15 protein-coding genes and 1 tRNA gene are annotated in these 18284 nt (G+C 71.3%); 10 read left to right on the top strand and 6 right to left on the bottom strand.

The window, feature by feature from the left end:
- The first annotated feature begins 17 nt into the window (after positions 1-17).
- The 5 genes from KK097_RS05790 to KK097_RS05810 all read left to right on the top strand — a co-directional run bounded on the left by KK097_RS05790 (position 18) and on the right by KK097_RS05810 (position 4572).
- The gene (locus KK097_RS05790; RefSeq protein WP_214544006.1) at positions 18-1124 is read left to right on the top strand and encodes an alpha/beta fold hydrolase; all 1107 of its coding nucleotides are present in this window, start codon (positions 18-20) and stop codon (positions 1122-1124) included.
- A gap of 144 nt (positions 1125-1268) precedes the next feature.
- Positions 1269-2921: a glycoside hydrolase domain-containing protein gene (locus KK097_RS18615; RefSeq protein WP_214544007.1), complete on the top strand. Its 1653-nt coding sequence runs from the start codon at positions 1269-1271 to the stop codon at positions 2919-2921.
- Positions 2922-2950: 29 nt separating this feature from the next.
- On the top strand, positions 2951-3172 hold the full coding sequence (locus KK097_RS05800) for a hypothetical protein (RefSeq protein ID WP_214531153.1): 222 nt from the start codon (positions 2951-2953) through the stop codon (positions 3170-3172).
- Positions 3169-3849, top strand: coding sequence for a gamma subclass chorismate mutase AroQ (gene aroQ / locus KK097_RS05805; RefSeq protein ID WP_307858341.1), 681 nt, complete (start codon positions 3169-3171; stop codon positions 3847-3849). Before KK097_RS05800 ends, aroQ begins: the two co-directional genes overlap by 4 nt.
- Positions 3850-3942: 93 nt before the next feature.
- The gene (locus tag KK097_RS05810; protein ID WP_214531151.1) at positions 3943-4572 is read left to right on the top strand and encodes a TetR/AcrR family transcriptional regulator; all 630 of its coding nucleotides are present in this window, start codon (positions 3943-3945) and stop codon (positions 4570-4572) included.
- Positions 4573-4576: 4 nt separating this feature from the next.
- Here KK097_RS05810 and KK097_RS05815 read toward each other — a convergent pair whose 3' ends face one another.
- The gene (locus KK097_RS05815) at positions 4577-5092 is read right to left on the bottom strand and encodes a hypothetical protein (protein ID WP_214544008.1); all 516 of its coding nucleotides are present in this window, start codon (positions 5090-5092) and stop codon (positions 4577-4579) included.
- A 52-nt stretch (positions 5093-5144) separates the two neighbouring features.
- Between KK097_RS05815 and KK097_RS05820 the strand changes: the two genes are divergently transcribed.
- Positions 5145-6311, top strand: a complete 1167-nt coding sequence (locus KK097_RS05820) for a N(5)-(carboxyethyl)ornithine synthase (RefSeq protein ID WP_214544009.1) — start codon at positions 5145-5147, stop codon at positions 6309-6311.
- 54 nt (positions 6312-6365) lie between these two features.
- Here KK097_RS05820 and KK097_RS05825 read toward each other — a convergent pair.
- From KK097_RS05825 to KK097_RS05835, 3 genes are all read right to left on the bottom strand, one after another.
- Positions 6366-6438 (bottom strand) — tRNA-Arg (locus KK097_RS05825).
- A 110-nt stretch (positions 6439-6548) separates the two neighbouring features.
- The gene (locus KK097_RS05830) at positions 6549-7334 is read right to left on the bottom strand and encodes a dienelactone hydrolase family protein (RefSeq protein WP_214544010.1); all 786 of its coding nucleotides are present in this window, start codon (positions 7332-7334) and stop codon (positions 6549-6551) included.
- A gap of 29 nt (positions 7335-7363) precedes the next feature.
- Complete coding sequence (locus KK097_RS05835) at positions 7364-8785, bottom strand: glucose-6-phosphate dehydrogenase (protein ID WP_214544011.1); 1422 nt, start codon at positions 8783-8785, stop codon at positions 7364-7366.
- 76 nt (positions 8786-8861) lie between these two features.
- On the opposite strand from KK097_RS05835, the gene KK097_RS05840 reads away from it, so the two are divergent.
- From KK097_RS05840 to KK097_RS05855, 4 genes are all read left to right on the top strand, one after another.
- Positions 8862-10019, top strand: coding sequence for a Gfo/Idh/MocA family protein (locus tag KK097_RS05840; RefSeq protein WP_214563933.1), 1158 nt, complete (start codon positions 8862-8864; stop codon positions 10017-10019).
- On the top strand, positions 10016-10942 hold the full coding sequence (locus KK097_RS05845; RefSeq protein WP_214544012.1) for a sugar phosphate isomerase/epimerase family protein: 927 nt from the start codon (positions 10016-10018) through the stop codon (positions 10940-10942). Before KK097_RS05840 ends, KK097_RS05845 begins: the two co-directional genes overlap by 4 nt.
- Positions 10943-11138: 196 nt before the next feature.
- Entirely contained in the window at positions 11139-12893 is a 1755-nt protein-coding gene (locus KK097_RS18620; RefSeq protein WP_307858342.1) for a thiamine pyrophosphate-dependent enzyme, read from the top strand.
- A 102-nt stretch (positions 12894-12995) separates the two neighbouring features.
- Positions 12996-15377 carry a bifunctional metallophosphatase/5'-nucleotidase gene (locus KK097_RS05855; protein ID WP_214544013.1) on the top strand — a complete coding sequence of 794 codons (2382 nt, stop codon included), beginning with the start codon at positions 12996-12998 and terminating at the stop codon, positions 15375-15377.
- A 322-nt stretch (positions 15378-15699) separates the two neighbouring features.
- On the opposite strand, the gene efeB is transcribed toward KK097_RS05855, so the two are convergent.
- Both efeB and efeO read right to left on the bottom strand, forming a co-directional pair.
- Positions 15700-17004 carry an iron uptake transporter deferrochelatase/peroxidase subunit gene (gene efeB / locus KK097_RS05860; RefSeq protein ID WP_214544014.1) on the bottom strand — a complete coding sequence of 435 codons (1305 nt, stop codon included), beginning with the start codon at positions 17002-17004 and terminating at the stop codon, positions 15700-15702.
- Entirely contained in the window at positions 17001-18221 is a 1221-nt protein-coding gene (efeO, locus tag KK097_RS05865; RefSeq protein WP_214531134.1) for an iron uptake system protein EfeO, read from the bottom strand. Before efeO ends, efeB begins: the two co-directional genes overlap by 4 nt.
- Positions 18222-18284 lie beyond the last annotated feature (63 nt).

Genomic DNA, 18284 nt, shown 5'->3' on the forward strand with positions numbered 1-18284 from the left:
GTCACCAGGGAGCGAGCATGCGTGAACACGTCCCCAGCCGGGTCAGCGACGCCGCGGTTCGCGACCTCGTCGATCGGCTCCGCCGCTACCGCGCGGTCACCCGGCCGGCGCTCGGCCACGACGGCGGCGTCGACGAGCAGCTGCTGACCGAGACGCTCCGGCACTGGGCGGACGACCACGACTGGCGCGCCCACGAACACCGCATCGCCGGCTGGGGCTGGCAGGAGACCGAGCACACAGCCGTACCGATCCGCGCGGTCGTCCGTGCAGCCGATCGACCCGATGCGCCCGTGGTCCTGTTCCTGCACGGGTGGCCGGACTCGGTGCTGCGGTTCGAGCACGTGTTCCCCCTGGTGCCGGACCTGACGGTCGTCGCCCCGGCTCTGCCGGGCTTCCCCTTCGCCGCGCCGGTGGAACCCGGGGGCCTGTCAGCGGTCGCGATGGCCGACGCCGTCGCCGCCGCGATGGCCGAGTTCGGGTACGACCAGTACGTCGTCTCGGCCGGGGACGTCGGCTGCGACGTGGCAGAGGCGCTCGCTGCCCGGCACGGCTCACACGTCACCGCGCTCCACCTGACCGACCTGTCGCAGTACCACTTCCTGGTGGACCCGCCGACGGACCTCGACGACGAGGAGCGGGCCTACGTGGAACGTGGCCACGGGTGGCAGCAGCGTTCCGGCGGGTACATGCACGAGCAGTCCACCCGCCCGCACACCCTCGCGGTCGGTCTCGGCGACTCCCCCGCCGGGCTGGCGGCCTGGATCCTCGAGAAGCTCGTCGAGTGGACCGACGGGGACGGGGACGGCCGTGCCGGTGCGTTCCCCCTCGACGACGTGGTCACGTGGATCGCCGCGTACTGGTACACCGGCGCGATCGGGACGTCCTTCACCCCGTACGCCAGTCCAGCGGCCAAGGACTGGCCTCGGATCGAGGTCCCCACGGTGATGACGGTGTTCCCGGCGGACCTCGTCAACGCGCCCCGGCAGTTCGTCGAGCGGTTCTTCGCCGTCGTCGAGTGGATCGAGTTCCCCAGGGGCGGTCACTTCGCCGCATGGGAACGACCCGAACAGTACGTCGAGGGTGTCCGGCGAGCGGTCGCTGTCGCAGGGGACGACACGGACTGAGCGCTTCATCAGACGATCGTCTGCCGAATTGCAGGACCGTCCCAAGTTGAGGGACGAAGTTGCTCGGACCACACCGCGGCCATCAGCATCGCACAGCGCGATCGACGGCCAGCGGACGCTCGAGGCAACTGAAGGGGCACCCCCGTGCACATCTCGCGCCGAACTGCGCTCATCGGCATCACCGCCGCCGTCCCGCTCGTCACGACCGCGCTCGCGGCCCCGGCCGACGCCGCCACCCCCTCCGGCGCGGCCGGATCGACCGGTTCCTCCGGCTCCGCCGACCCGGGTGTGCTCGCCGTGCAGCGCTGGCTCAACACGACGTTCGGGCACCTGCACGGGTGGGTGCACGTCGACGAGGACGGGCTGACCGGCAGCGGGACCGTCCTCGGGATCGTGCAGGGCACCCAGTCGCTCCTCGGCATCTCCCCCGTCGTCGCGACGTTCGGGCCGACGACCCGTCGGAAGCTCGAGCAGCACGGCGACGTCGGCTCGGAGACCGGCGACGACGCCGCGACCTGGTGCCGGCTCGTCCAGGCAGGACTCGTCTGCAAGGGTTCGTCGGACGTCACACTCACCGGTGAGTACGACGCGGCCACCGTGACGGCCGTGCAGGCACTCCGGTCCGACCTGGGTGCCGAGCCCGGCGCACTCCCGCTGTCGGCCCACCTGTTCGGCGCCCTCCTGACCGTCGACCCGGTCCGCCTCGCCGACGGGGGGTCACGCGCCGTGCGGACGGTGCAGCAGTACCTCAACCGCACCTACGCCGAGGCGACCGGCGGCGCGTACGGCAGCACGAGCGGGCTCGTCGACACGAGCACGTACTCTGCGGCGATCCGCGCGGTGCAGGTCGCGGTGGGGGTCACGGTCGACGGCGCCTGGGGACCGGGGACGGCTGCCGCGCTCCGTGCCGCGGGACCGAGCGTCGTCGGGGTCGGGACCACCGGCGCCTGGGTGTTGCTCGTCAAGGCACTCCTGGTGCTGAACGGCGAGCGCGTCGTGTTCAGCAGCACCTACTCGGCTGCGGACGCCGCGGTGGTCCGTGCCTTCCAGCAGTTCCAGGCGTTCCCGCCCGCCGAACAGACCGGGACGTGCGACGCCGGTACGTGGGCCGCCCTCGCCGCGAGCACGGGCGACCCGGACCGCGCCACCACCGGTACCGACACCGCGGTGCGCCTCGACGACGCCCGGGCGGCCGCCGTCCGTGCGTCCGGCGCCACCAGCGTCGGCCGGTACCTCACGAACCACCAGCGTTCCGGGGCACTCGACAAGGCCCTGACCCCCGACGAACTCCGCGTGATGGCGAACGCCGGGCTCGGGCTGTGGCCGATCTTCGAGGAGGGCGGGTTCGCCGCCTCGTGGTTCACCGAGGAGCAGGGTGTGCGTGACGCCCACCGCGCCCACGATGCCGCACGCCGACTCGGGATCCCGAAGCAGACCACCGTCTACTTCGCCGCCGACTTCGACGCGACCGCGGCGCAGGACGAGTCACTCGTGGTCCCGTACTTCCGTGGCGTCGCCACCGGCCTGCGGGACCGGGGGAACCTGTACAAGGCGGGCGTCTACGGATCCCGTGCCACGTGCACCGCGGTGAGCGGCGCCGGTCTCGCGCACTTCTCGTTCGTCGCCGGGATGTCGCCGGCATGGGCGGGCAACCAGCTCGAGCCGCTGCCGGGCAACTGGTCGCTCAACCAGATCCAGAACCGCACGGTCGGGTCGGGCAAGGGGTCCACCGAGATCGACGCCGTGGTGGACTCCGGGCGCGACCCCGGCGTCCCCGCGGCTCGGCTGGCCGACTGACCGGCTCCCGACCGGGATCGAGCACCGCCGTGACCACCACGACCCCGCGTGACGACGAGCCGCACGCCGCGTTCCCGCACCGTGCCACGTACGTCTTCTCGAACTTCGAGGAGGCGATCTCGATGGACTGCTACTGCGAGGAGGGCGCCGACCACTTCGGCGTCTACCCGTTCTACGACGAGGTCATCAAACCGATCATCCACGATCTGACCCGACGCGTCCGGCGCCGGTTCGGGAAGGAAACCCCGTGAACACCGCACACCCCACCACCCCGAGTGCCGCCCGTCACCGGAACCGCCGGACCGCCGCGACGGCGCTGACCCTCGGGCTGCTCGCGGCGGGCATCGCGCTGCCGACCTCGGCGGCGAACGCCGACCCCCTGCCCACGTCCGCCGAACCGACGGGTTCCACGATGACCATCTCCCACGACGGCTCCCGTCCCGCGGCGTCGTCGGCACAGCTCGACACCATCGGCGCGTTGATCATCCGCCGGTTGGAACTCGCTGACCCGGTGGCCGAGTCGAAGTGGCTCAGCGGCAAGCCGGTCTCCGATCCGGTGCGCGAACAGGCCGTCGTGGACGAAGCCGTCGCCCTGGCCGACCGACATGGTGTCGACCCCGTCCTGGTGAACCGGGTGATCCGCGCACAGATCGCCGCGAGCAAGGTCGTGCAGCGTGGCCTCATCAACCACTGGACGCACAACCCGTGGACCGCACCGACGACCGCGCCGGACCTGGCGACCATCCGCCCCCAGCTCGACGCCATCGACACGGACCTGGTGACCGCGCTCGGCCAGGCGCAGACCGTCGCCCAGGACCACCGGTGCGCGCACCTGGTGGACGCGGAGCGGAAGCACCTCGACGTCGGACTCGACTCGTTGCACCGGAAGGGGATCGACGTGGCGTGGAACACGTTCTGCTCCGCCTGACCCGATCGACGGGACGGGCCGCCATCGTGAGCGGCCCTAGGATGTGGTGTTCACTGATCGCCCGGGTCCGGGCGAGGAAGGACACCGCGCCAGATGAACCAGCGGCAGCTCGCCATGGAGGCGTCTCGACGAGCCATCATCGACGCCGCGGGGCAGCAGTTCGCGGCCTTCGGCTACGAGGCGACCACGTTCTCCCGCGTCGCCGAGGCGATGGGCAAGCCGAAGTCGGCGATCGGGTACCACCTGTTCCCGTCGAAGAAGGACCTGGCGACGGCCGTCATCGAACTGCAGCAGCAGCGCTGGCGGGAACTCTTCGACGCGCTCCCGGCCGAGCCCGGTCTCGAGCGGCTCACGGTGTTCCTCCTGACGACCGGCATGGACGTCCGGAAGGGTTCGGTCGCCGGCGGTGCCGTCCGGCTCCTGCACGAACTCGGCAAGGCCGGCGTCCCGGTGCCGCGCGGCTTCGACTGGTTCGAGATGACGCGGGGCGAACTCGTCAGCGCCGGGGTCGCGACCGCCGACGTCGACGCAGCCGGGGTCCAGCCGTCCGTCCTGCTGCTCCTCAACACGACGCTGGGCATGGTGGACGGTTCCACGCAGCTGACCGACGACGAGCTCGTGGCCCAGCTCAAGGCCCTGTGGTCGCCGCTCTTCACCTCGTTCGGCATCGAGGGCGCCCCGGAGATCATCCAGGCGGCCAGGCCCTACACCCCGGGAGGATGACGACTCAGTCGTCCCCGCCCCACGTCGTGCTGTAGATCGCGGCGTACCAGCCGACCCCCGGCTCGTCCTCGGTCGACCCGATCGTGATCCACGAGGCACGCGTCGTCACGTACAGGTCCTCGTCGTGCCCGCAACGGATCTCACGCGACGCAACGGGCTCGCCCAACGCCGCGCCACCCGGTCCGGACCGGCCGTTCCAGACAGCCAGCGGCAACGACTCCCCGCCGCGGCACGTCACCGACACCCGGATCCGTCCTGGCCGTCCGTCCTCCCGCCCGCCGAACGACAACCGGTCCGTGGTGCGGCCGAGACCCACGCCGCTCCCCAGCTCGTCGGGCTGTCCCGCCCAGCGGTGCCGGACCTGCTCGGTCCACGAGTCCGACAGGACCTCGTCGTCGGACATCCGCGGGTGCGCCCCGGAACAGGCGGCGAGGACCAGAGCGACGAGGACCACCGCGGTCACCCCGGCGACGGAACGGCGGCGGAACGGACGGCGGCGGCGGCGGGAACGAGCGATCATGGCAGACCCCATCCTGCCGGTCGATCAGCCGCCCCGCACCGTACAGTGCACCATGACCGAAACAGCGCCAGCGCACCAGTTGCTCCACCTCGGGGTGCTCGCCGACTCCCGGAAGGCCGACGAGCGTCGCCTCCCGATCCACCCGGCCCACTTCGACCGCATCGATCCAGACCTGCGCGCAGCGATGACGCTGGAGCGCGGGTACGGTCTCCGCTTCGGCGTGCCCGACGAGCAGCTCGAACCCCTCGTCGGCGCGATGGCCGACCGTGACCAGGTGATCGCCACCGCCGACGTCGTCCTCCTGCCCAAACCCGTGCCGTCCGACCTCACGGACCTGCGCGACGGCCAGGTGCTCTGGGGGTGGCCGCACTGCGTGCAGGACCGGGAGCTCACGCAGCTCGCGGTCGACGAGCGCCTGACGCTGATCGCGTGGGAGGCGATGAACCACTGGCGCGACGACGGCGGGTTCGGCCTGCACGTGTTCCACAAGAACAACGAACTCGCCGGCTACTGCTCGGTGATCCACGCACTGCAGCTCTGCGGGTCGACGGGCGACTACGGGCGCCGACTCACCGCGGTCGTCATCGGCTTCGGCGCGACCGCCCGCGGCGCGGTCACCGCCCTGAACGCGCACGGCATCCACGACGTCCGTGTCCTGACGAACCGGGACGTCGCCGCGGTCGGTTCCCCCATCCCCTCGGTCGACATCCTGCGCATCGGGCAGGACGACGGGCCGACGTCCGAGATGGTGGTGACCACCCCGGACGGGCCGGTCCCGCTCGCGCCCTACCTGGCCGAGAACGACATCGTGGTCAACTGCACCCTCCAGGACCCGAACGCGCCCCTCGTCTTCCTGCAGACCGAGGACCTCGCCGCCTTCCGGCCGGGGAGCCTCGTCATCGACGTCTCGATCGACGAGGGCATGGGGTTCAGCTGGGCGCGGGCCACGTCCTTCGCGGAGCCGATGATCACCGTCGGTGCCACCACCAACTACTACGCGGTCGACCACAGCCCGTCGCTGCTCTGGAACTCGTCGACGTGGGAGATCAGCGAGGCACTGCTGCCGTTCCTGCGGACGGTGATGTCCGGCCCCGGTGCCTGGGCAGGGTCCGAGACCATCCGTCGGGCGATCGAGATCGAGGACGGGCACATCCGCAACCCGGCGATCCTCGCGTTCCAGGGCCGCTCCGCCGAGTACCCGCACCGACCAGCGGATTGACTCGTGAACGAGGAAGGGCCCCGGTGGATTCCACCGGGGCCCTTCCTCGTACTGTGCGCTCGAAGGGACTCGAACCCCCAACCTTCTGATCCGTAGTCAGATGCTCTATCCATTGAGCTACGAGCGCGTGGCCTTGCGGCCGTGGAAGACTCTACAACAGGTGCGGCCCGGGCGCCAATCGAGGCCGCCGCACCATCACACTCGGCGTGTCGCGAGCGTCCGCCGCCGGCCGCGCCGTCACAGCCCCGCGGGCTCCTCGTCGAACACCTCGGCCAGGAACACCCGCAGCGCCTGCCACGACCGACGGTCGGCCCGTTCCTGGTACTGCGCACCGTGGTCCGGGGCGTCGGTGCCGGGCACCGCGAACGCGTGCATCGCGCCCGAGTACGTCACGACCTGCCAGTCGACCTCCGGCGCGGCCCGCATCTCGTCCTGCCACGCGTGCACCGCTTCGTCCGGCACGACGGGGTCGGCTCCCCCGGTGAGCACGAGCAGCTTCGCCCGGATGTCCGCGGCGTCCGAGGGGTCGTGCGCGATGAGCCCGCCGTGGAACGACACCGCACCGACGAGGTCGGCCCCGGTCCGCGCGAGTTCGAGCGCCGTCGAGCCACCGAAGCAGTAGCCCATCACGACGACGCGCGACGGGTCGACGTCGGGGTCGGCGAGCAGTCGCTCGAGCCCGGCGGTCGCACGGGCACGGAGCAACGGCAGGTCCTGGTAGAAGCCACCGGCCACCTGGGCCGCGGTGTCGTCGCCGGGCCGGACGCCGGCACCGTAGATGTCGGCACCGAACGCGACGTAGCCGAGCCGGGCGAGCATCGTCACCCGGGCCTCGACGTGCTCGTTGACGCCGTGCCAGTCGTGCACGACGAGGACGGCCGGACGACGGCCAGCGATCGCGGCGTCCTTCGCGAGCACGCCGAGCAGTTCGGTGCCCTCGTGGTCGTAGGAGACGTCGTCGACGCGGATGTCGGCGCCGGCGGGTTCGGGAACGGTCTGCAGGACGTCGTCGGTGGTGTTCACGTCGCCCGACGCTACGCCGCCCGTCGGGGTCAGCCCTCGACGTTGTCCCAGCCGTCCGGGCCGACAGACCCCGCGGCGTACTCGTCGAGCGGCGCCTTCCCCGCCTTCCACGCGTCGAGGAACGGTCCGACGACCTTCCAGCCCTGCACGGCGCTGTCACCGCGGACGGACAGCGTCGCGTCGCCCTCGAGCACGCCGGCCAGCACCTCGCCGTAGGCGCTGAGCCGCCCGGGGTTGAACGTCACCTCGAGGCTGGTGTGGTCGATCGTGTACGGGTCGCCGGCACCGTTGACGTTGAGTTCGAGCTGCATCTCGTCCGGGGCGATCCAGATGCGCAGCCGGTCGGGCAGCTCGGTGCCGGTGAGTCCCTCGGGCACGTGCGGGGAGTCCTTGAACGTGATGACGATCTCGCGGCGCTGCGCGGCGAGCGCCTTGCCGGAGCGCAGGGTGAACGGGACGCCGGCCCAGCGCCAGTTCGCGATCTCCAGGGTGAGCTGGGCGAGGGTCTCGGTGCCGAGCGACGGGTCCACACCGTCCTCGTCGACGTACGACGGCAGCTGGCGGTCCGCGACGGCGCCGGCGGTGTACCGGGCGCGCCTGCCCGCGGTCACGACGTCGCCGCCCCACGGCCGGACGGCCCGCAGCACGAGCTCCTTCTGGGTGCGCAGGTCGTCGGCCTTGATCGAGGCGGGGGCCTCCATCGCGACGACGGCCATCACCTGCAACAGGTGGCTCTGGATCATGTCGGTGAGCGCGCCGGCCTTGTCGTAGTAGCGCGCCCGGCCCTCGAGCCCGAGGGTCTCGTCGTAGACGATGTCGACGCGCTCGACGTGCTGCGACGAGAGCAGGGGCTCGATGATGCGGTTCGCGAAGCGCAGCCCGAGCAGGTTGAGCACGGTGGAGCGGCCGAGGAAGTGGTCGACGCGGTGGATCCGCTCCTCGGGGATGAACGAGTGCAGCAGGTCGTTGAGGTGCGACGCGCTGTCCGCGTCGGTGCCGAACGGCTTCTCGAGCGCCAGGCGGGTGCCGGCGGGCAGGTCGAGGTGCGCGAGTTGCTCGCAGCTCTTCTCGGTGACCGCCGGGGGCAGCGCGAAGTAGATCGCCGGGTCGTGGTCGCACGCCGCGAGCAGCATCCGCAGGTCGTCCGGGTCCGTGACGTCGGCCTTCCGGTAGGTCGAGGCGTCGACGACGGCCTGCAACCGGTCGGGCAGCACCGCGGCACCGGACGCCCCCTCGTCCTCCTCGTTCTTCGACGCCTGCGCGTTCTCGAAGGACTCGCGCACCTGGGCCTTCCAGTCCGCGTCGGACAGGTCCTCCACCCCCGCCCCGACGAGCTGGATCTCCCAGTCGTCCTTCACCTGGAGCAGGGTGGCGAGGCCGGGCAGGAGCAGGCGCTTGGACAGGTCGCCACTGGCTCCGAGGATGAGCAGGCTGGTCTGGAGGCTCGACATGCACCAGACCGTACTCATCGGTCCCGGTGGACGGCCGGGCCGCTACGGTGGTGACAGTCGGGCGCGAGGGAGCACCATGAGCAGTGGGTACGAAGGGCGGCGCCTCCGTGTCGCCGTGGTCGGGACGGGCATGATCGCGGGCGTGCACGCCCGCGCCGCCCGGGCCTCCGGGGCCGACGTGCTCGGCGTGCTGGGCCGGAACGCCACCCGGTCCGACCAGGTGGCGGCGCAGCTCGACCTGCCCCGCGGCTACGCCTCGCTCGACGAGGTCATCGCCGACGCCCCCGACGTGGTGCACATCTGCACCCCGAACGACCAGCACCACCCGCAGGCGCTCGCGGTGATCGCGGCCGGCATCAACGTGGTGTGCGAGAAGCCCCTGGCGATCGATCCCGCCCAGGCCGCCGAGCTCGTCGCCGCCGCGGCCGACGCCGGGGTCGTGGCCACGGTGCCCTTCGTGTACCGGTACCACCCGATGGTGCGGGAGATCCGGGCGCGCATCGCCGACGGGGAGCTCGGCCGGCTGCTCGCGGTGCACGGGCACTACCTGCAGGACTGGATGCTCGACGAGGACGCCTCGAGCTGGCGCGTCGACCCGACCTCGAGCGGACTGTCCCGCGCATTCGCGGACATCGGCTCGCACTGGTGCGACCTGGTCGAGTTCGTGACCGGCGAGCGCTTCGCCTCGGTGTCCGCGGCGACCGACATCGTCTACCCGACACGGCCGGCCGCGTCCGGCCCGTCGTTCTCCGGTTCCCCCGACCCCGATCCCGTGGCGGACGCGACGGAACGTGCCGCGGTCACCACCGAGGACACCGCCGTCGCGACCTTCCGCACCGCCACCGGCCGCATCGGCAACGTCGTGATCTCGCAGGTCGCCTCCGGTCGCAAGAACCGCCTGTGGTTCGAGGTCGACGGCACCCGCGGCAGCGCTGCCTTCGACCAGGAGCAGCCCGAGTCCGCCTGGTTCGGCAACGAGCGGGGCGCGCAGATCGTCGTCCGCGACCCGTCGCAGGGGTACCCGGACCAACGTCGTCTGGCGATCGTGCCGGCCGGGCACCCGCAGGGGTACCTCGACGCCTTCGCCGCGTTCGTCGCCGACACGTACACCGCCGTGCGCACCGGTGTGGCCCCCGACGGCCTGCCGACCTTCGCGGACGGTGCACGCTCCGCCGACATCATCGAGGCCGTGATCGGCAGCGCTGCCGAGACGACGTGGCGGGAGATCCGGTGAAGCTCGGCATGCTGACCGCCTGCCTGCCGGGCTGGTCGCTCGACCGGATCGCCGGGTTCGCCCAGCAGCAGGGCTACGAGCGGCTCGAGGTCGCCGTCTGGCCGGGCACCGGCGGTCGCGACTTCGAGGCGGCGCACCTGCCGGTCGCGACGTTCACGGACGAGGACGCCCAGGCCACCCGCGACCTGCTCGACCGCACCGGAATCGAGATCTCGGCTCTGGCCTACTACGAGAACAACCTGCACCAGGACCCGGAGCACCGTGCGGCGGTGCGGACCCACCTCGAGCACGCGATCGACACCGCGCAGACGCTCGGCATCCCGTACGTCGGCACGTTCATCGGCCGCGACACCACGAAGTCCGTCCGCGAGAACATGGCCGAGGGGAACCGTGTCCTGCCCGAGCTCGTCGACTACGCCGGCGAGCGCGGCGTGCGGCTCATCATCGAGAACTGCGTGATGGAGGGTTGGCACCCCGACGGGTACCCCGGCAACATCGCGTACTCCCCTGAGCTCTGGGACTGGGTGACGGGGCTCGGCTTCGGCCTGAACTGGGATCCGTCGCACCTGACGTGGATCGGGATCGACCCGGTGGAGACGATCCTGCCGTTCGCCGAGCACATCGTGCACGCGCAGGCGAAGGACGTCGAGCTGTTCCCCCGGAAGCGCGACGAGTACGGGTTCTTCGGCAAGGTCGACAAGGGCGACGACCCGTGGGACATGGGCTGGTGGCGGTTCCGGGTGCCCGGCCGCGGCGTGGTCGACTGGCCGCGCGTCGTCGACCGCCTCTACGAGGCGGGCTTCGACGGCACGCTGAGCGTCGAGCACGAGGACCCGCTCTGGGGCGGCACCGACGACAGGGTGCTCGAGGGGCTGCGCATCGCGCACCGCACGCTACGCCCGCTGATCGCGCAGGAGCAGTAGCGAGCACCCACCGGTGGCGAGCACAGGGCCCTGGTCTGGAGGCCCGGATCGCTTGACCGACGTCGGTCACGTGATCCGGGCCTCCAGGCCAGAGCCTGTGAACGGACCCGTGCGCGCCCGCGCACGCTGGGGCCCATGAGCACGACCGTGAGCGACTTCGTCATCGACCGCATCAAGGCGTGGGGGGGTCTCCCGCGTGTTCGGGTACCCCGGCGACGGGATCGGCGCCTTCGACGGTGCGCTCGGCAAGGCGGCGTCGAAGGGCGACGGCCTGGAGTACGTCCGGCCCACGCACGAGGAGATCGCGGCGCTGATGGCGACCGCGCACGCGAAGTTCACCGGCGAGGTCGGGGTCTGCGTCGCGACGTCGAGTCCCGGCGCCTTCCACCTGCTGAACGGCCTGTACGACGCGCAGATGGACAACCAGCCGGTGGTCGCGATCGTCGGTCAGCAGGGCCTCGCGGCGATGGGGTCGTTCACGCAGCAGGAGTCGAACCTGGAGCGCGTCTTCGCCGACGTCGCCTGCTACGTGCAGACCGTGGCGACGCCAGAGGCGGTCGGCGTGGTGCTCGACACCGCGTTCCGTACGGCGTCGCTCCGCAAGCAGCCGGCCGTGGTCGTGCTGCCCCACGACGTGCAGGCGATGTCTTACGACGCGCCGCCGCTGGAGCACTGGGCCTCGCGGTCGAGCGACGTCCCGGCGTCCACCCGCATCACACCGCCCGCCGACGAGGTCCGGAAGATGGCGGAGATCATCAACGCCGGGTCGAAGGTGACGTTCCTCGTCGGCGCCGGTGCGCGCGGTGCGACGGCCCAGGTGCTCGCCGCGGCCGAGAAGGCGGGTGCGGGGATCATCACGGCGCTCCGCGGCAAGGACGTGATCCCGGCAGACGTGCCGTACCACTCGCAGCAGCTCGGGCTGCTCGGGTCGCTGCCGTCCCTGCACCAGATCCGCGACTGCGACACCCTCGTGCTGCTCGGCACGAACTACCCGTACGGCGAGTACATGCCGAAGACGGGGCAGGCCCGGGGCATCCAGGTCGACATCAAGCCGGAGCAGCTCGGCCTGCGGTACCCGACCGAGCTCAACCTGTGGGGTGACGTCGGGTCCACGCTCGACGCCGTGCTCCCGCTGCTCGAGCAGAAGACCGACAGGTCGTTCCAGGAGACGATCGCTCACGAGATGCGGGAGTGGGAGTCGGAGATGCGCGCGCAGTCCGAGGTCGCCTACGACGACGGGGTGAACCCGCGCCGGGTGATCCAGGCCGTGAACGACCGGCTGCCCGACGGCGTCACGGTCACCGCGGACGCGGGCACGACCGCCGACTGGTACGGCCACCACATCCGGCTACGCGAGGGCATGCGCGGCGACATGTCAGGCCGGCTCGCGACGATGCTCGCGGCGATGCCGTACGCCGTGACCGCGAAGTTCGCGTTCCCGGACCGTCCGGCGGTGTGCACGATCGGCGACGGGGCGTTCCAGATGCTCGGCATGAACGAGCTCATCACGGTGAAGAAGTACATGGCGGCCTGGCCGAACCAGCAGCTCGTCATCGTGGTCATGCACAACGACGACCTCGGGCAGGTGTCGTGGGAGATGCGCACCGAGGACGGCAACCCGATGTGGCGCGGCTCGCAGGACGTCGAGTCGATGGACTACGCCGGGTACGCGACGCTGCTCGGGTTCCAGGGCATCGCGGTGCACGAGGACTCCGAGGTCGACGCGGCGGTCGAGCGGGCCTTCGCCCACCAGGGCGTGACGCTCATCGACGCGTACGTCAGCCGGAGCGTCCCGCCGCTGCCGCCGCACATCACGAAGGAGTACGCGATCAACACGGCGAAGAGCCTGCTGAAGGGCGACCCGGTCGAGCTCGACGTCGTCAAGGACTCCGCCAAGGCGATGGCGACCGAGGTCACCGAACGCGTGAAGGGTGCTCTCGGCCGCGACTGAACCGGGGTGGCCGGGCGACGGGGTACGGCCGTGTGAACGGTGTGTGACGACTTGCGGCGGGGTCTGGCGAGTCGCCTGTGCGTCTTCGTAGGTTCGTCGACGATGAACACTTCCCACACCACCGGATCCGCCGGTGCGACGACCCGACGGCGTCTCGGCGCCGGCGCGGCCCTCGCCACCGCCGGGGTCCTGGTCGCACTGTCCGTCCCGTCCGCAGCCGTCGCCGCCGAGGGCGACACGACGATCGACATCGTCGACGTCAACGACTTCCACGGTCGCATCGAGTCCGAGGGCACCGCCGCCGACAAGGCCGCCGGGGCCGCGAAGCTCGCCGGTGTCGTGCAGTCGTACCGCGAGGCCAACCCGAACACGATCTTCGCCAGCGTCGGCGACAACGTGGGTGCCTCGACCTTCACCTCGCTCATCCAGCAGGACGCCCCCACGATCGACGCCCTGAACGCCATGGACCTCGACGTCAGCGCGATCGGCAACCACGAGCTCGACAAGGGCCAGGACGACCTGACCGGCCGCATCGAGGACCGTGCCGAGTGGCCGTACGTCTCGGCGAACATCGTCAAGGCCGGCACCACCGACCCGGCGTTCACCCCGTACTCCATCGTGGAGAAGGGCGGCGTCAAGGTCGGCTTCATCGGCGCGACCACCGAGGACCTCATCCCCGGACTCGTCAGCCCCGGCGGCGTGCAGGGCCTGGCGATGGCCCCGATCGTCAGCCAGGTGAACCGGTACGCCGAGCAGCTCACCGACGGCAAGGACGACAACGGCGAGGCCGACGTGCTCGTCCTGCTCGTCCACGAGGGCGCCACGACGAGCGCGCTCACCGACGCCACCGGCACCGGCTCCTTCGGCAAGATCACCTCCGGCGTCTCGTCGAAGGTCTCCGCCATCGTGTCGGCCCACACCCACGCCACGTACAACCACTCCATCGCGGGTCCTGACGGCACGAAGCGTCCGGTGATCCAGGCCGGGTCCTACGGGGTCGCCTTCGGGCACCTGCAGCTCACCGTCGACGCGGACAAGCAGCTCACCGGCATCACGTCCGAGGTCAAGTCGGTCAACGCCGAGACCCGCGTGCCCGCCGACGCCACCTCGGTCACCGCCGTGAGCGGCATCGTGACCGCGGCCAAGGCCGTCGCCGACGTGAAGGGCAGCGAGAAGCTCGGCGAGATCACCGCCGACCTGCGTCGCGCCGTGCAGTCCGACCGCAAGGCCGAGAACCGCGGCGGCGAGTCCGTCCTGGGCAACTACATCGCCGAGGTCCAGCGCAGCGCCACCGAGCGCAACGGCTCGAAGATCGCCTTCATGAACCCGGGCGGCCTCCGCACCGACATGGTCTACGCGTCGAGCGGCGCCGGCGACCCGGACGGCACCGTCACCTACAAGGAGGCCGCGCTCGTCCAGCCGTTCGCCAACACCCTGGTGACGAAGGACATGACCGGCCAGCAGATCAAGAACGCCCTCGAGCAGCAGTGGCAGCCGGACGGCCTCGAGCGCCCCTTCCTGAAGCTCGGCGTCTCGGAGGGCTTCGCGTACACCTACGACCCGTCGAAGGGCCGCGGCGAGCGCATCACCGGCATGACCCTCGGCGGCAAGCCGATCGCGCTGACCGACACCCTCAAGGTGACCGTCAACTCGTTCCTGTCGACCGGTGGCGACAACTTCGCCGCCTTCGCGACCGGCACGAACGTCGCCGACTCGGGCCAGGTCGACCTGCAGGCCCAGGTCGACTACTTCGTCGCGAACGGGACCGTCGAGCCCCCGGTCGACCAGCGCGCCGTCGGGGTCACGGTCACGCCGACCCCCGCCGGTGGCTTCCAGCCCGGTGACGAGATCGAGCTCGACCTGTCGTCGCTCCTGTTCAGCAGCGAGGACCCCGCGAAGGCCGGCACGGTGTCGGTCAGCGCGGACGGCGAGGAGCTCGCCTCGTCCGCGATCGACCCGACGATCATCGACAAGACCGACGAGCAGGGTCGCGCGACCCTGACCGTCACGGTCCCCGAGATCGAGGCGCCGACCGCACGGGCAGCCGCCCGCACCGCCGGCTCCGTCTCGCTCGCCGCCGTCGCCGACCCGGTCGCCACGACCGACGCACCGCTCGTGGTCACCCTCCCGGGCGGCCAGACCGTCACCCTCGCCGTGACGATCCCGGTCGCCGCTGCGGTCGACCCCACGGATCCGACCGACCCGACGGACCCCACCGACCCGACGGACCCCGTCGACCCGAACCCGGGCACGGGCGGCGGGGTCACCCCCGGCCCCGGCACGGGAGACGGTGACGACGCCGGCATCGGTGGCGTCGGCGGGACCGACGACGGCCCGCGCGCCGGTGGCGACCTCGCCTACACGGGTGCGGACCTGACCGCTCCCGTCATCGCGGCGGGCATCCTGCTGCTGGCCGGGATCACGGCACTCGTGGTCATCCGCCGGAAGCGCGCACACCGCGACGCGACGGTGCTGACGGACTGACCCCGCGCCTTCCGGGCACACGCTGCGAACGGGCCGTCTCACCCTGGTGAGGCGGCCCGTTGGCGTCGTCCTGGAGGCACGGATCACCCCCGGCGCGCACGTCGCGCACCCGGGCTCGCGCGATGGCTGTCCCATCGCGGGAGAACACTGCGGATCCGCGGATCTGCGGGGTACTCTCGGGGTTGTCGCACCGCGACGCGTCGCGCCGGGTCGCTTTCAGCAAGTCGACGGTGGTTCCGTTCGGCGAGACTCCGCGACGCGGGCGTCCTCCGCCTCCAGGGAAACGGCGGAGGGCGCCCACTCCTCGGGTCAGCGACTCATCTCATCGGAACAGCTGCTCGCCGATGTAGGAACCCTTTCGGGGTGCCGGCGGCACGGCGAACACCGCGGAGCCGATGTGCGAGACGTACTCGTTCAGACGGTCGGAGGCGCCGAGCTTCCGCTGCAGCCGCGTGAAGTGGTCCGGGTCGTTCACGTAGGCGATGAAGAGCAGGCCGGCGTCGAGCTGGCCGTACTCGTTGAGCCCGTCGGTGTAGTTGTACGGCCGCCGCAGGATCTTCACGCCGCCGTTCGCCTCGTGCGCGGCGAGGGCGATGTGCGACGTCGGGTCGATCTTCGTCGCCCCGTCGGAGTCCGCCGCGTGGAAGTCCGGGGTGCTGTGCTCCTGTCCGCCGGAGAGCGGGGCGCCCTGGATCTTCGTCCGCCCGAACACCCGCTGCTGGTCGCTGACGACGTCGGCGTCCCAGGTCTCGATGTTCATCCGGATCTTCCGCACCACCTGGTAGCTACCGCCAGCCATCCACCCGGCGTCGCGGGCGAGCCAGACGAACCGGTCGTGGTCGGCGTCGGTCGTGATGTTGCGGGTGCCGTCCTTGAACCCCATCAGGTTGCGGGGTGTGCTCTGGTTCGGCCCCGCCGATGCCCGACCGAAGCCGAGCACGGTCCAGCGGACGGTCGCGGTGCCCCGGGCCATCCGAGCCAGGTCGCGCACCGCGTGGTACGCCACCTGGGGGTCGTCGGCGCACGCCTGCAGGGACAGGTCTCCGCCGGTCAGGCCCGCCTGCAGGTTGTCGCTCGGCAGCGTCGGGATGTCGGCGAGCGACGCGGGACGCCGGTCGGCCAGGCCGAAGCGCTCGTCGAAGACGCCCGGGCCGAGGCCCACCGTGACGGTCAGGGACGCCGGCCCGAGGTCGAGTGCCTCGCCCGTGTCGGCGCCCACCCCGTTGCCGTGCGCGGGTTCGACGCTGCCGACCGTCTTGCCGGCCTGCAACTGGGCGATCGCGGCCGACCAGCGGGCGAGGAGCACCTGCAGCTCGGTCGTCACGGTCGTCGACAGGTCGAAGGTCATGTAGACGCAGTACCGCTGCGGGGTGGTGCGGATCCCGCCCTGGGGCTGCCGGGCCGCGGTGGCGTAGAACGGCTGGCTCTGCGACAGGTCGATCGACTCGTCGCCGTTCGTCGCCGCCGTGAACGGGTTCACGCCGGTCGCCGCGGTGGCGCCACCGATGCCCGCTGCGGCCCCGACGCCGGCACCGGCCACGGCCAGGCCGGCGCCGAACAGACCGCGGCGGGAGACGTTCGGCCGCGGTGCCTCGTTCGCCCGGGGTGCCTCGTCCGGCTCGGTCACGCGGTCGCGACCTTCTCGGCCAGGCGGGACAGCGGGTCCTGGAGCGCCTGGATCTGCTGCGAGATCGTGTTCGCGTCGGACTTCTTGGTCGCGGCGTCCCACGTGGCGAAGCCACCCAGGTCGTCGGCGTCGCGGTAGCCGTCCATCAGGGTGTTCGTGGCGTCGAACTGCTTCGCGATCTGCTTCGTCAGGGTCGGGTCGAGCTTGGTCAGCCCCGGCTTGAGGTACGCGAAGGCCTGGCGCGCACCCTCGACGTTGGCGGCGAGGTCGACCAGGTCGATGTGGCTGTACGCCTCTTCCTCGCCGGTGACCTTGTTCGACTGCACCTCTTCGAGCAGGCCGGCGGCACCGTTGGCGAGGTCCTCCGGCTTGTAGTCCAGGGTCGGCACGAGCTTCGCGAGCAGCTGCACGTCCTCGGTCAGGTCCGCGGCGGTCTTCTTGGTCGAAGCGGTGATCTTCCCCGCCTGGAACAGGTCCTTCTCGACGGCGTGGAACCCGCTCCAGCCGACGGCCGGGTCGAGGTTCGAGGCGCGCATGTCGATCAGGTAGTCGAGGTTGCCGGCGTTGTCGGTGGCCGTGAAGCCCTTCTTGACGAAGCCGTCGACGTCGCTCTCGACGTGCTCGTAGAACGGGCGGGCGTTCGCGTAGTCGGTCTTCGCGGCGTCGAGGTCACCGGCGTCGATGTCCTTCTGCAGCTGCTCGACCGCGGCGACCATGTCGGTGACCTGGCCGTCGACGTAGGTCGCGTAGCCCTTCGCCCCGTCGCGGAGCAGGGTCGAGGCGCTGCTGTTCGCGGTCGACGCCGCCTTGCCGGTGACGGTGAAGTCCGTCAGCTCGGTCTCGGCGCCGGGGCAGTACACCTGGTACTCCCCGCCGGTCAACGTGGCGGTGAAGCGGACGGCGTCGAGGCCGGGCGCCAGGTTCTCCTTCTCGCCGAGGATCCGCTGGTCCTGCAGCAGTTCGACCTCGGTGATCGCGGTCGAGGACTCGTTCTTCACGGTGAAGGTGACGGGGCCCGCCGGGACCTTCGTCGAGGACACCGCGCAGGCGTCCTGCCCGTCGTTCGTGAGCGTGATGGTGACGCGGGAGACCTTCGCGTCGGAGCCGGAGTCGTCGGCTCCGGTGGACCCGCCGGCGCAACCGGTGAGTGCGAGGGCGGTGACGGCGCCGAGGGCGCCCAGGGTGATCAGGGGTCGGACGGGCTTACCGAAGGACATGGTCGGTGCTCCTTGCAGGGTCCGCGGCCGGAGGGCCACGGGCGGGGACCCTGCAAGGAGCAC

Source organism: Curtobacterium flaccumfaciens (assembly GCF_018598405.1).
GTDB classification, from domain to species: domain Bacteria; phylum Actinomycetota; class Actinomycetes; order Actinomycetales; family Microbacteriaceae; genus Curtobacterium; species Curtobacterium aurantiacum.